Raw genomic sequence first — 12,447 nt, forward strand, 5'->3', positions numbered from 1 at the left:
TCACTTCGGTCCCGACCACGCCGGGCGCGCCGGATCGTCCGCCTTCACCAGGACGTCCGCCGCCTCGGCCGGATCCACCTCGCGCCCGTAGCGGGCGAACGCCTCCAGCGTCCACCGCTCCGATTCCGCCGTGCGCCGCGCGAGCGCCCCGGCCGAGACCCCGATGTGCACGCTGAGGTCGAACGGGAACCACTGCCCGAGCAGCAGCGGCCCGTGCACGATCAGCGCCCCGCCGGGCGGGAGTTCGACGTAGGGGCTGCGGGTGGCCCGGTCCCGTACGGGGTCCCACAGGTCGGGCAGGACCCGGCCGCTGCCGCCCGGGTCCGTCGGGCCGAACACCTCGCGCCACAGCGCGCCGGTGTCGTACCAGCCGCCCAGGTACTGATCGACGTCCTGCCGGCCGAACTCGAAGCGCAGCGAAGCCGGTCGCAGGAATCCCGCGACGGCCACGACCAGCACCGGCAGGCCGCGCTCCCGGAGGGCTTCCGCGAGGTGTCCCGCGAGGACGTCGGTCCCGGCGGCGGGGGCTCCGTCGATGCCCACCCGCCACCAACGGGGCTCGCCGGTCGCCCCCTCCCCGTACCGCTCGGCGAGCCGCGCGGCCATCCGCTGCCAGGTGATCGGTTCCAGCTTGTTCACGGGCCCATTGTCAGTGGTCACCCGTACGTTTTTCACGAGGGATCACCGGCGTCGAGGAGCCGGGGGCCCGACCACAGGGGAGGGGTCTGTCATGGCTCGGGAGACGACGTACCTGGAGCTCTCGCAGGACGACGGCGGGGCGCACAAGTTCTACGAGGTGACGGTCGACGGCACGTCGGTGTCCGTCCGTTACGGCCGCATCGGTGCGAGCGGTCAGCTCCAGAACTCCTCGTTCCCGACGGTCGAGCGGGCCCGCGCGGCGGCCGCGAAGAAGATCGGCGAGAAGGTCCGCAAGGGCTACGCGCCGGCGATCCAGGGCGTGCGCGCGCCCCGGTCGGTGACCCGTCGCCAGGTGACGTCCGCGCCGTCGACGGCGCGTTCGGTGGCCCCGGTCCTGTGGCGCTTTCGCACCGGATCCCCGGCGTTCGGCATTCACGTGGACGAGGACCGCTGCTGGGTCGGCAACCAGGCGGGAGACGTGTACACGGTGAGCCACACCGGCGAGGTGCTGGCCCGCTATTCGCTGCCGGAGGGCGTGAAGTGCCTGGTGGCGGACGAGTTCTGGATCTACGCCGGCTGTGACGACGGCACCGTGTACGACCTGTCGTCGAAGGTGCCGTTCGGGGCGTACGCGATCGCGGCCGATGTGGACATCTACTGGCTCGACATCCACGAGGGCGTACTGAACGTCTCCGACGCCGGGGGCGGCCTGACGGTCATCGACCACGAGGACGAGCACCAGTGGTCGCGCAAGTCCGACGGCTCGGGCGCGTGGATGGTCCGGGCGGACGAGGACGCGGTCTACCACGGCCACAGCGGCGGCGTGACGGCGTACGCGGCGGACGGCACCCGCCAGTTGTGGCACACACGGACGCCCGGGTCGGTGCTGTTCGGCTGGCAGGAGGAGCACGTCGTGTACGCGGGCACGTCCCGCAACACCGTGCAGCGCCTGTCGAAGGCGACGGGAGCGGTCGAGGCCTCGTACCCGTGCGACGCCTCGGTGTACTCGTGCGCGACGTCGCCTGACGGCCGGCACGTGTTCGCGGGCGACTCCTCGTCGTCGGTGTACTGCTTCGACGCGGAGGGTCGCCGGCTGTGGAAGCTGGGTACGGGCGGCGGTTCGGCCCTGTCGATGCAGTACCTGGACGGGCGGCTCTACCTGGTCACCACCGACGGTTCGCTGGTGTGCGTGGACGCGAGCGAGGCGGCGATCGCGGCGGCGCAGCAGGGTTCGGTGCCGACGGTGATGGACGTGAAGTCGGCGGCCGCGCTGCCGGTGTTCACCCCGGCGGCCTCGGCCGCGGCGGTGGCGACGGTGTCCGTGTCGGCAGTCCCGGCGGGCGGTGTGGTCGTCGAGTGCGTGCAGCAGGGCGGGCGGATGCGGGTGCGGGTGGTGTCGGAGGGCTTCGAGCCGTCCTGGAAGGTGCAGTTCCCGCGCGGCATACGGGAGCCGGGCGCGCGGTACGTGGTCGACGGGCTGCACCCCGCGTCGGGCGGCTTCTACCGGGTGCGCGGGGAGATCCGCCGCCTGGTCTGACGGGGCCGCCCCGGCGGATCAGCGCCGGTGCTCCGGGCAGCCGCAGGGGGGCGTGCCGCGCGGGGGCGGGGCGGGTACGGCGAAGGGGGCGTCCCCGGCGAGGTCGCAGGTGACGAGGAGGACGATCGGCTCGGTGCCGGTGTTGCGTCCGAGGTGGACGTGGTCGGTGCCGGCGGGTTCGACGAAGGTGTCGCCCGCCGTGTGCACCTCGACGCCGCCGTCGGCCAGGATCCGGGTGAGGACCCCGGACTTGACCACGGCCATCAGCGGCACCCGGTGATAGTGCCAACCGGTGCAGCCACCGGCCTCTATGACGACTTCCCGACCCATGAGGTCCGAGGGCGCCGTCGCTCTCGGTCGCGGTGCCATCGCCTGCCGTCCGCCCATGTGCCCTCCTCCACGGGCCCCGTCGCGGCCCAGCCAACTCACGGTAGGAGGACGTCACGAAGTGCAGGCGGGTTTGATGAAAGACCGACAAGCTGTCCGGACAAGGTGATATGAGGATCGTTCGGCGGTATCACCACCCTATGAGTCTCGTCGTTTTCGAGTCGCGGAAGCCGATCCATTGCGCCGAGTGCCGGCGCGGCCCGCTCCGCCATCTGGTACGCGAGGCGGGCGTGCCCCGCTGCCTGGATTGCGCCGACCTCGGTCATCTCGTCTACCTGCCGCGCGGTGACGCGGCCCTCACCCGCCGGGCCCGGGAGGCCAGTTCGCTCTCCGCCGTCGTGGTCCGCCTGCACAAGCGCCGGCGTCGCTACGAACGCCAGGGGCTGTTGGTCGAGGACGCCGCGCTGGCCCGCGCCGAGCGGGCCTGTCTGGCGGACGCCGAGGCGCGGGCCCGTCGCCGCGAGCGCGACCGGCGGCGGCGCGCGGCCGAGGACGTCCGGTTCACGGCGGCCTTCGCCGCCGAGATCCTGCGCCTGTTCCCGGCTGCCCGCCCGAGCGCGCGCAGGCCATCGCCGCGCACGCGTCGGTGCGCGGCAGCGGCCGGGTCGGGCGTACGGCGGCGGGCCGGGCCCTGGACGAGCAGGCGGTGTCCGTGGCGGTACGGGCGGCCGTGCGCCACCTCGACACGGAGTACGACGCCCTACTGATGGCCGGGGTCCCCCGCTTCGCTGCCCGTGCCCGCCTCGCGGAGCGGATCGACGCGATCCTCGCCGGCTGGCGCGAGGAGCCCCGGCAGGAGGCCCAGCAGGAGGCCCGGAGCGCCTAGTTGAGGCGGAAGCGGCGGTAGAGGAGGGCCCCGCCGAGGAGCAGGGCGCCACCGCCGGGCAGCAGGTAGCCGACGCCGTCGGAGCCGGTGTTGGCGAGCGCCGACGTGTGCGGCCGCGGCTGCGGCGCCGGCGGGGTGACGGGCTGCTGGGAGACCGGCGGCGGGGTCGGCCGCGGCTGGGTCGGCTTGCCGCCGGTGGGGGTCTCGCCGTTGACCGAGGTGTTGCCGTGGGAGCCGTTCCCGACGCCCACGACGTTGACCGAGTTGCCGCTGAGGTTCACGGGCAGGTCGACGGGGAGCTGGAGGCCGTTGCCGGAGAGCAGCCCGGGGGAATCCTTTCCGCGACCCTCGGCGGCGGCGCCGCCACCGCCGGCGCCCCCGGGTTTGGAGGAGGGGGACGACGGATCCGAGGGCCTCGGCCCGGGATGGCCTCCGTCCCCGGTGCCGTTGGTACAGCGGTTGCCCGCCGCCGGGTTGAGGACGCCGACCACGCTGACCGTGTTCCCGCAGACGTTGACCGGGGCGTGCACGGGCAGCTGTACCAGGTTCCCGGAGAGCAGCCCCGGGGAGCGCTCGGTGCGCCCGTCCGCGTCCGCGTCGGCGTGCGCGAGGGCGCCGACCCCCGCGAACGCCAGTCCGCCACCCGCGACCATCGCGGCGATCAAGCCGTTCCGACGACTCTGAAGCATCAGGATTCCTGCCTTCCGGAGGGGTTTGGGGGCCTCGCGGCCCCGTACCGGAGACAACGCCCTGAACCCGTTCGGGTTATAGAGCCAGTAGGCATTTCACTCCATCGTGTACTGGGTACTGCCTACTTCATGACTGAACGACCGCTGCTCCTGCTCGACGTGGACGGTCCGCTCAACCCCTTCCGGTCGCTCTTCGCCGGTCTGCGCGGATACACGAGCCACCGCATGCGCCCGACGATCTGGCTCTCCTACCGCGACCCCGATTCCCGCGCCGCCCGGCGCGGCGCGCGGGTGCGCCTCCACCCCTCCCACGGCGCCAGGCTTCTGGCGCTGCCCTTCGAACTGGCCTGGGCCACGGCCTGGACGCACGAGGCCAACACCCTGATCGCCCCGCACATCGGGCTGCCCGAGGACCTTCCGGTGGTGGAGTGGCCGGAGCTCTTCGCCCGCGACCCGGACGGGCTGTTCTGGAAGACCCGGCCGCTCCTCGACTGGGCGGCCGGCCGGCCCTTCGCCTGGGTCGACGACATGATCACGGCGCGCGACCGCGCCTGGGTCGCCGCCCATCACCCGGCGCCGGCCCTGCTGCTGCGCGTGCATCCCCGCCACGGCCTGCGCGAACGGGACTTCGCGACGCTCGCCGGCTGGGCGGCCGATCTCGGTCCGGGTCCCCGCCCCGATCCCCGGCCCGCCCTCAACCCATGAGGGCGGTGAGGGGGTCCGGGGAGGCGGGGGTGGGCGTCGGCCACCAGTCCTCGCCGTCCGGGCGGGACTCGTAGGCGTACCAGAGCCCCTCACGGCTCAGCCGAAGCTGCCGGCCACGGGCGGTGAGGCGGTTGTGCTCGGGCCGGAACGAGCCCTGACCCGCGGCGAGAAGGGCCGGGCGGGCCCGGTCGAAGGGGCCGGCCGGCGGATCCCAGGGTTCGTCGAGGACGGTCAGGGCGGGCAGGCCGCCCTGCCGCCAGGCCGCGGCGGCCCGCGCCAGGTCCGTGGTGGTGCGGCCGGTGGCGCGGGCCAGATCGCGGTAGAGGGACCGGGCGGCGCCGGTGAGCCCGGCCGTCGGGTGCGCGGAGGCCAGCCGGACGGCGTCCTGCCACAGGGTCAGGCCCCCCGTCGGATCGACCCCGGTGGTCAACAGGGTGAGCGCGCGGCCGGCGGCATCCGCCGCGAGCTGGTCCAGGGCGAGCGGATCCGGCGCGGCCGGGTCCGCCGGACAGGCCGGTGCCGCACCCGCGACGGCGGGCGCGGCCGGCGGCGCCGGCAGTGGGGCAAGGTCGTACGGGCCACGGCGGCGCGGGCCGACACCCCGGGGAAGTCCGGCGCGGGGTCGGGCTGTTCGCGGGCGGCGTGCGCGGCGCTGCGCCGGGCCAGTTCGTCGAGGAGTTCCCGCTCGCCCCGGCCCCGCAGCAACAGCACCACGAAGGGGTCCTCGTCGAGCAGACGGGCCGCGCGGTAGCAGAGCGCGGCGGCATGCTTGCAGGGCGGCCGACCGGTGTCCGGGCAGGAGCAGCGCGGCGCCGGCTCGCCCGCGCCGGGCAGGACCGACCCGGCGAGGGAACGCGGCACTTCCCGCTCCAGCAGCGCCCCGAGGACGGCGGGGTCCGCCGCCACCGCCTCCAGGAGCGCGTCCCACTCGGTGTCGGTGAACACGCCGAGGGCCAGCTCCGTGCGGTACGGGCGGGGCCGGCTGCCCCGGACGTAGGCCACGATCCGCCCGGGGGTGATCGTCACCGCGTCGACGTGTCCCTCGACGGCGTACGCCCTGCCGCGCGCGAGGCGGGCCGGATCGTGCGCGCGTTCCTCCAGCGCGGCGACCCAGGCGCGGCCCCACCAGGTCTGGGCCCCGTCCCCGGCGGGCACGGTCTCGAAGGTGCGGCGGCGGTCGTCGCGAGCGGTGATCACGCGGGCCTCCGAAGGGAGACGAGGTCGGCCAGCTCGCGGTCGGTCAGCTCGGTGAGCGCCGCCTCGCCGGAGCCCAGCACGGCATCCGCCAAGGCCCGCTTCGCCTCCAGGAGTTCGGCGATCCGGTCCTCGACGGTGCCCTCGGCGATGATGCGGTGGACCTGCACGGGTTGGGTCTGGCCGATGCGGTAGGCGCGGTCGGTGGCCTGTTCCTCGACGGCGGGGTTCCACCAGCGGTCGTAGTGGATGACGTGGCCGGCGCGGGTGAGGTTGAGGCCGGTGCCGGCGGCTTTGAGGGAGAGCAGGAAGACGGGGACCTCGCCGGACTGGAAGCGGTCCACGAGTTCCTGGCGGCGCGGGACGGGGGTGCCGCCGTGGAGGAGTTGGGTGGCGATGCCGCGCGTGGTGAGGTGTTTCTCCAGGATGCGGGCCATGGTGACGTACTGGGTGAAGATCAGCACGGAGCCGTCCTCGGCCAGGATCGTGTCGAGCAACTCGTCCAGCAGGGAGAGCTTGCCCGAGCGGTGCGCGATACGGGCCTCCTCCACCGCGCCCGCCCCACGCACGTACTGCGCCGGGTGGTTGCAGATCTGCTTCAGCGAGCCCAACAACTTCATGATCATGCCGCGTCGTTCGATGCCCTCGCTGCCCTCGATCACGGCCATCGCCTCGTCCACGGCCGCCTGGTAGAGGGAGACCTGTTCGCGGGTGAGGGACACCGGATGGTCGGTCTCGGTCTTCGGCGGCAGTTCGGGCGCGATGCCCGGATCGGACTTCTTGCGGCGCAGCAGGAACGGTCGTACGAGCGCCGCCAGTCGGGCCACCGCCGCCTCATTGCCCCCGTCCTCCTGCTGTTGGTGCTCCACCGGGCGGGCGTGGCGGGCCCGGAAGGTGGTGAGCGGACCCAACAATCCCGGGGTGGTCCAGTCGAGGAGCGCCCACAGCTCGGAGAGGTTGTTCTCGACCGGCGTGCCGGTGAGCGCCACCCGGGCCGGGCTCGGGATCGTGCGCAGCGCCTTCGCGGTGGCGGAGTGGGGGTTCTTGACGTGCTGCGCCTCGTCGGCGACGACCATGCCCCAACTCTGCTCGGCCAGTCGGGGGGCCGACGCCCGCATGGTGCCGTAGGTGGTGAGGACGAAGCCGCCGTCGACGTCTTCGAGGGTGCGGTCGGCGCCGTGGAAGCGGCGGACGGGGGTGCCCGGGGCGAACTTCTCGATCTCCCGCTGCCAGTTGCCCAGCAGGGAGGCGGGGCAGACGACGAGGGTGGGTTCGGGTCGGGCACGGTGGAGGTGCAGGGCGATCAGGGTGACGGTCTTACCGAGGCCCATGTCGTCGGCGAGGCAGCCGCCGAGACCGAGCGAGGTCATCAGGTCCAGCCAGGCCAGCCCGCGCAGTTGGTAGTCGCGCAGCGTCGCCCGCAACGCCGGCGGCGCCGCGATCGCGGCCGGCTCCCCGGTCAGCCGGTCCCGCAGCGCGGCCAACGCCCCCACCGGCACGGCGGGCACGCTCTCACCGTCCACCTCGGCCGCCCCCGTCAGGACGGTGGCCAGCGCGTCGACCGGGTCCAGCAGCCCGAGCTCCCGCTTGCGGGCCTTGCGCACCAGCTCCGGATCGACCCGCACCCACTGGTCGCGCAACCGCACGAGGGGCCGGTGGGCCTGCGCGAGCGCCTCCAGCTCCCCCGGCGTGAGCCGGTCCTCGCCGAGCGCCAGCTCCCAGGAGAAGGAGAAGAGCCCGGCCGTGTCGAAGAAGGCGGTGCCGTCGGTGGCGGATCCGGGCGCGGTGGAGCGTACGACGGCGGTCGCGGAGAGAGTACGGGCCAACTCGCGCGGCCAGTGGACCAGGACCCCGGCCGCCGCCAGCCGGGTCCCGGCGATGCCCAACAGGTCCTCCAACTCCGGATCGGACAGCGCCAGGGCGTCCGGGACCGGCTGGTCGAGCAGGCGCAGCAGCGGAGGCCAGATCCGGGCGGCGCGGCGCAGCGCGAGCACCGCGTCGACCCGGGCGCGGGGCCCGAACCCGGCGGCGGCCGTCCCCGCCCACAACGCCGCCGCGTCGGTGACCAGCATCGGATCGGCGAGGCTGTGCACCTGGACGACGGCGGCCCCGGCGCGGCGGACGTCCTCCGGCTCGGCCTCGTCGAACAGGCGGAACGAGGAGAGGTCGAGCCGCAGCGAGACCCCCACCCCGGCATCCGCCCCCGCCGCGACCTGCGCCGCCCACTCCCGTATCCCGGGCACCCGCTGCGGCTCCCACGCGGCGAACGGCCGCCCGGCGGCCACCGGCGCGGCCGGGGTGCGGGGCAGGGTGTCGGCGACGGCGTCGAGGAAGGCCCGCACCAGGGCCTCGGGCTCCGGCAGCGTCAGCGGACGGCGACCGGGCAGCGGGGTCGCGTACCCCTCGTACGGCAGGGCGGCGGCGACGGCGCGCAGGTAGCCGACGTCGTCGGCGTCGAGCGGCCCGGCACGCCAGGCGTCGACGCCGTCGGGGTCAGCCCCGGCAGCAGGCGGCCCCGCGCCACGAGCGCCAACGCCTGGGCGGCGGCGGTGCCCCAGGCCCGGGTGGCGGGATGCGCGGCGCGGCTGCGGGCGGCCCGCGCGAGCAGCGGCAGCGCCTCGGCCACGGACAGGCTCACGGCCGGCACGGTAAGGGTCCGGACCCCGTCGCCCGCCGGCCGGACCACCTGGAGCGCCTGGGCCTGGCCCGGCTCGGTCGGGGGCTCGGGAAGGGGCTCGTCGTCCGGGCTCCAGAACGCGACCCGCCCCTCGCGCGGAACGGCGGCGGGAAGGAACACGGCGGCCCGACGCAGCAACGGATGCGGCTCCGTCTGCGCCTGCGGCTGCGGCTGCGGCTGCGCGGTCATGTCGTCCCCCTTCCCTCGTCCAGGTACCTCATCCAGGTGCCTCGTCCAGTCGAAGACAACTGCCGCCGAGTCTAGGCGGCACCACCGACAACGCCGCTGACCTGTGCGTATACCGCCTTACGGACCCAACCGGCGGGCCGCACGGGCATCCCGATGTCCCGATTCCGCCACACTCCGTCGCCCCGCGCCCCGCAGGGGGTAAGCCTGTGGGCAGAGCGCCCATGCCCATCGGCTTTCACACGGGGAGACCACATGTTCCGAGGTACCGCCACCACCTCCGCCCTCACCACCGCCGTCCTCGCGGCGGCCGCCGCCCTCGTCCTCACCGCCTCGACCACCGCCGCGGCCGCCACCGCGCCCCGATTCCTGAACGGCACCGACCTGCCCCCGCACCCTTCCTCCCCCTGGCAGGCGGGCAAGGTCACCAAAGGGCTGCCGGAAAACACGCCGTTCTGCCTGGAGGGCGTCCTGCCCGCGGCCGGCAGTTGGCACCGAGCCTTCGGGACCGACGTCGACGCCGGAGCCGTCCAGATCTCGGTGCGCTCCGCGTCGGACGCCGCCGCGGCCAAGCTCGTCGGCACGCTGGAGCGCAAGGTCGCCGCCTGCGCCGCCGACTGGCTGCGCCGTACGCCCGGCGGCACGGCGTCCTGGCAGGACTACGGGAAGCTGTCCGTCGAGGAGGGCGCGCACGTCTACGGCGTCGACACCTCGATCCCCGACTCCGAGCCGGGTGTGCACCTCTTCGGCATCGGCCGGGACGGCTCCACGGTGACCGTCGTGAACTGGGGGCAGATGGGCCACCTCACCGACGCCCCCGTACCCGCCTTCAAGCAGACGACCACCAAGGCCGTGAACAAGCTGCACCCCTGACCCGAACCACGGCCTGACCCGAACCCCCGGCCTGACCCGAACCCCCGGCGCTCCCGCGTGGCAGCATGGAATCAAGGCCTCGACACGGGACGGGGGCGATGGCATGCGGAGCGGGAACGAGCCGGTGACCGCCCGTAGTCCGCTGCGGCTGCGGTTCTGGCTGAGTCTGTGGGGGATGATCTGGGCCGCCGCCGGCGCGGCCGTGTTCTCGGTGGTCGGCCGCGGCGGGTGGGCGGCGGCCTGCGCGGCGCTCTTCGTGCTGGCCGCCGTGGACCTGGCCGTCGTCGTCCGGCACATCCACCAGGGTCCGCACTACCAGCCGGGCCGGAACATCCCTCCGTACGAGCCCCCGCACCCGGGACCCCCGCACCCGCGCTGACCTCCGGGGGGGGCCGCTCAGTCCTCGAAGCCTGCCGCCGCCACGTACTCGGGCTGCGGGTCGAGGGCGGCGGCGAGCCGGAAGTGCCGGCGGGCCCGCTCGTCGCGGCCGGAGCGCTGGTGCGTGCGGCCGAGCGCGAAGTGGGCGAAGGCGTTGTCCGGCTCCCGCTCCAGGACCAGCTCGAATTCCAGCTCGGCCGCCCGCAGCTGCGCGGACGCGAAGAAGGCCCGTGCGCGCAGCAGCCGGGCCGCGGTGTTCTCGGGGTGGGCGGCTATGACGGAGTCGAGCAGCCGGACCGCGCCACGCGGATCGCGGGCGGCGAGGAGCTGCTCGGCGGCCCGGTAGTCGATGACGTGCGTCTCCGGGCTCACCGACCCCGACGACGGTCGGGGCTCCGGGGAGTCGGACGGGTGCTCGGACGGTGGCGTGGTGTCGGACACAGTGCCTTCCTTCCCTCTCGGCGCGACTTCAACGCCCGGCGCGAGGGCCGCTATTCCGGCGGCTCCGGGCACGCCCACGCCGCCTACGCCGGGTCGACCGCCTCCGGTGTCCCTGCCGCCTTCGCCGCCGAGACGGCGGCCGCGCGGGCGGTCAGCTCCTGCCACACCGAGCGGACCTGCGGCTCCAGCGCCTCCAGGGGGCCGTCGTTGTCGATCACGAGCGTGGCCACCGCCAGCCGCTGTTCCCGCGTGGCCTGCGCGGCCATCCGGGCGCGGGCCTCGTCCTCGGTCATGCCGCGCAGCGCGGTCAGCCGGGCCAGCTGCGTCCCCGGGGACGCGTCCACGACCACGACGAGGTCGTACAGCGGTGCGAGCCCGTTCTCCGTAAGCAACGGTACGTCGTGCACCACGATGGCGTCGGGTCCCGCCGCCGCCTCCAGCTCGGCGGAACGGGCTCCGACCAGCGGGTGCACGATCGCGTTGAGCGTGCGCAGCTTCTCCGGGTCGGCGAACACGAGCGCTCCGAGCGCGGGCCGGTCCAGTCGCCCGTCGGCGGTCAGGACGGACTCCCCGAAGGCCTCCACGACGGCCGCGAGGCCGGGCGTGCCGGGCTCCACGACCTCCCGCGCGATCCGGTCGGCGTCCACCACGACCGCCCCGTACCCCGCCAGCAGCCGCGAGACCTCGCTCTTGCCGGCACCGATTCCGCCCGTCAGGCCCACTTTCAACATGCTCAGCACACTAGGGCCCGTCATGCGGCCGCTGCCACCCCCTACGGCTTACGCCTCGCCCTCACGCTCCGCGAGGAAGCGCTCGAACTCGCGCCCGATCTCGTCCGCCGAGGGGATCTCGGCCGGTTCGGCGATCATGTTGCCCCGGGTCTCGGCCCCGGCGGCGGCGTCGTACTGGTGCTCCAGCCCCTGGACCAGGCTGACCAGCTCCTCGTCGCCCTCCCGGATCTGCCGGTCGATCTCGGTCTGCGTCCGGTGGGCCTCCGTCCGCAGCGCGTGCGCCACCGCCGGCAGGACCAGCCCGGTCGCGGCGGTGATCGCCTCCAGGGCGGTCAGCGCGGCGTCCGGGTACGCGGAGCGGGCGACGTAGTGCGGCACGTGCGCCGCGACGCCGAGCACGTCGTGCCCGGACTGGCTCAGCCGGAACTCGACCAGCGACTCGGCGCTGCCGGGCACCTGCGCCTCGTCGAACGGGCTGCGGTGGCCGGGCATGAGGTCGGTGCGGTTGCCGTGCGGGGTGATGCCGACGGGCCGGGTGTGCGGCACGCCCATGGGGATGCCGTGGAAGTTGACCGACAGCCGGACGCCGAGCCGCTCGACGATCTGCCGGACGGCGAGCGCGAAGCGCTCCCACTCGACGTCGGGCTCGGGGCCGGAGAGCAGCAGGAACGGCGCGCCGGTGGCGTCCTGGACGAGGCGCACCTCCAGGCGCGGCTCCTCGAACTCGCTCCAGTGGTCGCGCTGGAAGGTCAGGAGCGGCCGGCGGGCCCGGTAGTCGACCAGCCGGTCGGCGTCGAAGCGGGCGACGACCTGGTGCGGCAGGGTGTCGAGGAGTCGCTCGACGATCTGCTCGCCGGTCTCGCCCGCGTCGATGTAGCCCTCGAAGTGGTAGAGCATGACCAACCCGGCCGAGTCCTGGGCCAGCGCCAGGTCGGCCACCGCCAGACCCTTGGCGTCCCATTCGTACAGACCCTGTGGATCAAGCACCGTCACCACTCCTCCCTCGCCGCGCGTTCTCAGGGAAGAACGCCCAAGGGGGCCGCAGCATTCCCCAGTTGGCCCGATTCGCGTGAACTCGGCGTGTCGCGACAGGCGGAGGAGAGGACAGTAGGGCAGGGGGGCAAGGGGGCTGACGCGACGAGGCCCGCCCCCCGAAGGGGACGGGCCTCGTCGTTCAGCTCAGC

At 74.3% G+C, this 12,447-nt stretch carries 10 protein-coding genes and 3 pseudogenes; 5 read left to right on the plus strand and 8 right to left on the minus strand.

The window, feature by feature from the left end; all coding sequences use genetic code 11:
• Positions 1 to 606 carry a nucleoside/nucleotide kinase family protein gene (locus tag M4D82_RS08955; RefSeq protein ID WP_249771615.1) on the minus strand — a complete coding sequence of 202 codons (606 nt, stop codon included), beginning with the start codon at positions 604 to 606 and terminating at the stop codon, positions 1 to 3.
• Between the two features lie 124 nt (positions 607 to 730).
• Between M4D82_RS08955 and M4D82_RS08960 the strand changes: the two genes are divergently transcribed.
• Positions 731 to 2,176 carry a WGR domain-containing protein gene (locus M4D82_RS08960; protein ID WP_249765530.1) on the plus strand — a complete coding sequence of 482 codons (1,446 nt, stop codon included), beginning with the start codon at positions 731 to 733 and terminating at the stop codon, positions 2,174 to 2,176.
• An 18-nt stretch (positions 2,177 to 2,194) separates the two neighbouring features.
• Here M4D82_RS08960 and M4D82_RS08965 read toward each other — a convergent pair whose 3' ends face one another.
• Complete coding sequence (locus M4D82_RS08965; protein ID WP_249765531.1) at positions 2,195 to 2,563, minus strand: cupin domain-containing protein; 369 nt, start codon at positions 2,561 to 2,563, stop codon at positions 2,195 to 2,197.
• Between the two features lie 140 nt (positions 2,564 to 2,703).
• Here M4D82_RS08965 and M4D82_RS08970 point away from each other — a divergent pair.
• Positions 2,704 to 3,389: pseudogene (locus tag M4D82_RS08970) on the plus strand (DUF2293 domain-containing protein).
• Here M4D82_RS08970 and M4D82_RS08975 read toward each other — a convergent pair.
• Positions 3,386 to 4,078, minus strand: coding sequence for a chaplin (locus M4D82_RS08975; protein WP_249765532.1), 693 nt, complete (start codon positions 4,076 to 4,078; stop codon positions 3,386 to 3,388). The pseudogene M4D82_RS08970 and the gene M4D82_RS08975 overlap by 4 nt on opposite strands.
• A gap of 129 nt (positions 4,079 to 4,207) precedes the next feature.
• Between M4D82_RS08975 and M4D82_RS08980 the strand changes: the two genes are divergently transcribed.
• Positions 4,208 to 4,783, plus strand: coding sequence for a 2-oxo-4-hydroxy-4-carboxy-5-ureidoimidazoline decarboxylase (locus M4D82_RS08980; RefSeq protein WP_249765533.1), 576 nt, complete (start codon positions 4,208 to 4,210; stop codon positions 4,781 to 4,783).
• Here M4D82_RS08980 and M4D82_RS08985 read toward each other — a convergent pair.
• Together M4D82_RS08985 and M4D82_RS08990 are read right to left on the minus strand one after the other, a co-directional pair.
• Positions 4,773 to 5,980, minus strand: a pseudogene (locus tag M4D82_RS08985) (SWIM zinc finger family protein). The gene M4D82_RS08980 and the pseudogene M4D82_RS08985 sit on opposite strands and share 11 nt — an antisense overlap.
• A pseudogene (locus tag M4D82_RS08990) lies at positions 5,977 to 8,843 on the minus strand (SCO1167/SCO6262 family helicase). The pseudogenes M4D82_RS08985 and M4D82_RS08990 overlap by 4 nt, the downstream one beginning before the upstream one ends.
• A gap of 252 nt (positions 8,844 to 9,095) precedes the next feature.
• Between M4D82_RS08990 and M4D82_RS08995 the strand changes: the two are divergent.
• Both M4D82_RS08995 and M4D82_RS09000 read left to right on the plus strand, forming a co-directional pair.
• The gene (locus tag M4D82_RS08995; protein ID WP_249765534.1) at positions 9,096 to 9,713 is read left to right on the plus strand and encodes a hypothetical protein; all 618 of its coding nucleotides are present in this window, start codon (positions 9,096 to 9,098) and stop codon (positions 9,711 to 9,713) included.
• A 103-nt stretch (positions 9,714 to 9,816) separates the two neighbouring features.
• Complete coding sequence (locus M4D82_RS09000) at positions 9,817 to 10,092, plus strand: DUF6343 family protein (RefSeq protein ID WP_249765535.1); 276 nt, start codon at positions 9,817 to 9,819, stop codon at positions 10,090 to 10,092.
• Between the two features lie 17 nt (positions 10,093 to 10,109).
• Here the strand turns inward: M4D82_RS09000 and M4D82_RS09005 are convergent, their stop codons facing one another.
• From M4D82_RS09005 to M4D82_RS09015, 3 genes are all read right to left on the minus strand, one after another.
• Complete coding sequence (locus M4D82_RS09005) at positions 10,110 to 10,463, minus strand: tetratricopeptide repeat protein (RefSeq protein WP_249771617.1); 354 nt, start codon at positions 10,461 to 10,463, stop codon at positions 10,110 to 10,112.
• Between the two features lie 152 nt (positions 10,464 to 10,615).
• Entirely contained in the window at positions 10,616 to 11,263 is a 648-nt protein-coding gene (gene coaE / locus M4D82_RS09010; RefSeq protein ID WP_249765536.1) for a dephospho-CoA kinase, read from the minus strand.
• Positions 11,264 to 11,311: 48 nt separating this feature from the next.
• Positions 11,312 to 12,250, minus strand: a complete 939-nt coding sequence (locus tag M4D82_RS09015) for a PAC2 family protein (RefSeq protein WP_249765537.1) — start codon at positions 12,248 to 12,250, stop codon at positions 11,312 to 11,314.
• Positions 12,251 to 12,447 lie beyond the last annotated feature (197 nt).

The organism is Streptomyces sp. RerS4, assembly GCF_023515955.1.
Taxonomy (GTDB): Bacteria; Actinomycetota; Actinomycetes; order Streptomycetales; family Streptomycetaceae; genus Streptomyces.

Coding starts and splice junctions, on each gene's coding strand:
- M4D82_RS08960 (WP_249765530.1), top strand. CDS start 731: ATGGCTCGGGAGACGACGTACCTGGAGCTCTCGCAGGACGACGGCGGG.
- M4D82_RS08995 (WP_249765534.1), top strand. CDS start 9,096: ATGTTCCGAGGTACCGCCACCACCTCCGCCCTCACCACCGCCGTCCTC.
- M4D82_RS08955 (WP_249771615.1), bottom strand. CDS start 606: ATGGCCGCGCGGCTCGCCGAGCGGTACGGGGAGGGGGCGACCGGCGAG.
- M4D82_RS08965 (WP_249765531.1), bottom strand. CDS start 2,563: ATGGGCGGACGGCAGGCGATGGCACCGCGACCGAGAGCGACGGCGCCC.
- M4D82_RS08975 (WP_249765532.1), bottom strand. CDS start 4,078: ATGCTTCAGAGTCGTCGGAACGGCTTGATCGCCGCGATGGTCGCGGGT.
- M4D82_RS08980 (WP_249765533.1), top strand. CDS start 4,208: ATGACTGAACGACCGCTGCTCCTGCTCGACGTGGACGGTCCGCTCAAC.
- coaE (WP_249765536.1), bottom strand. CDS start 11,263: ATGTTGAAAGTGGGCCTGACGGGCGGAATCGGTGCCGGCAAGAGCGAG.
- M4D82_RS09000 (WP_249765535.1), top strand. CDS start 9,817: ATGCGGAGCGGGAACGAGCCGGTGACCGCCCGTAGTCCGCTGCGGCTG.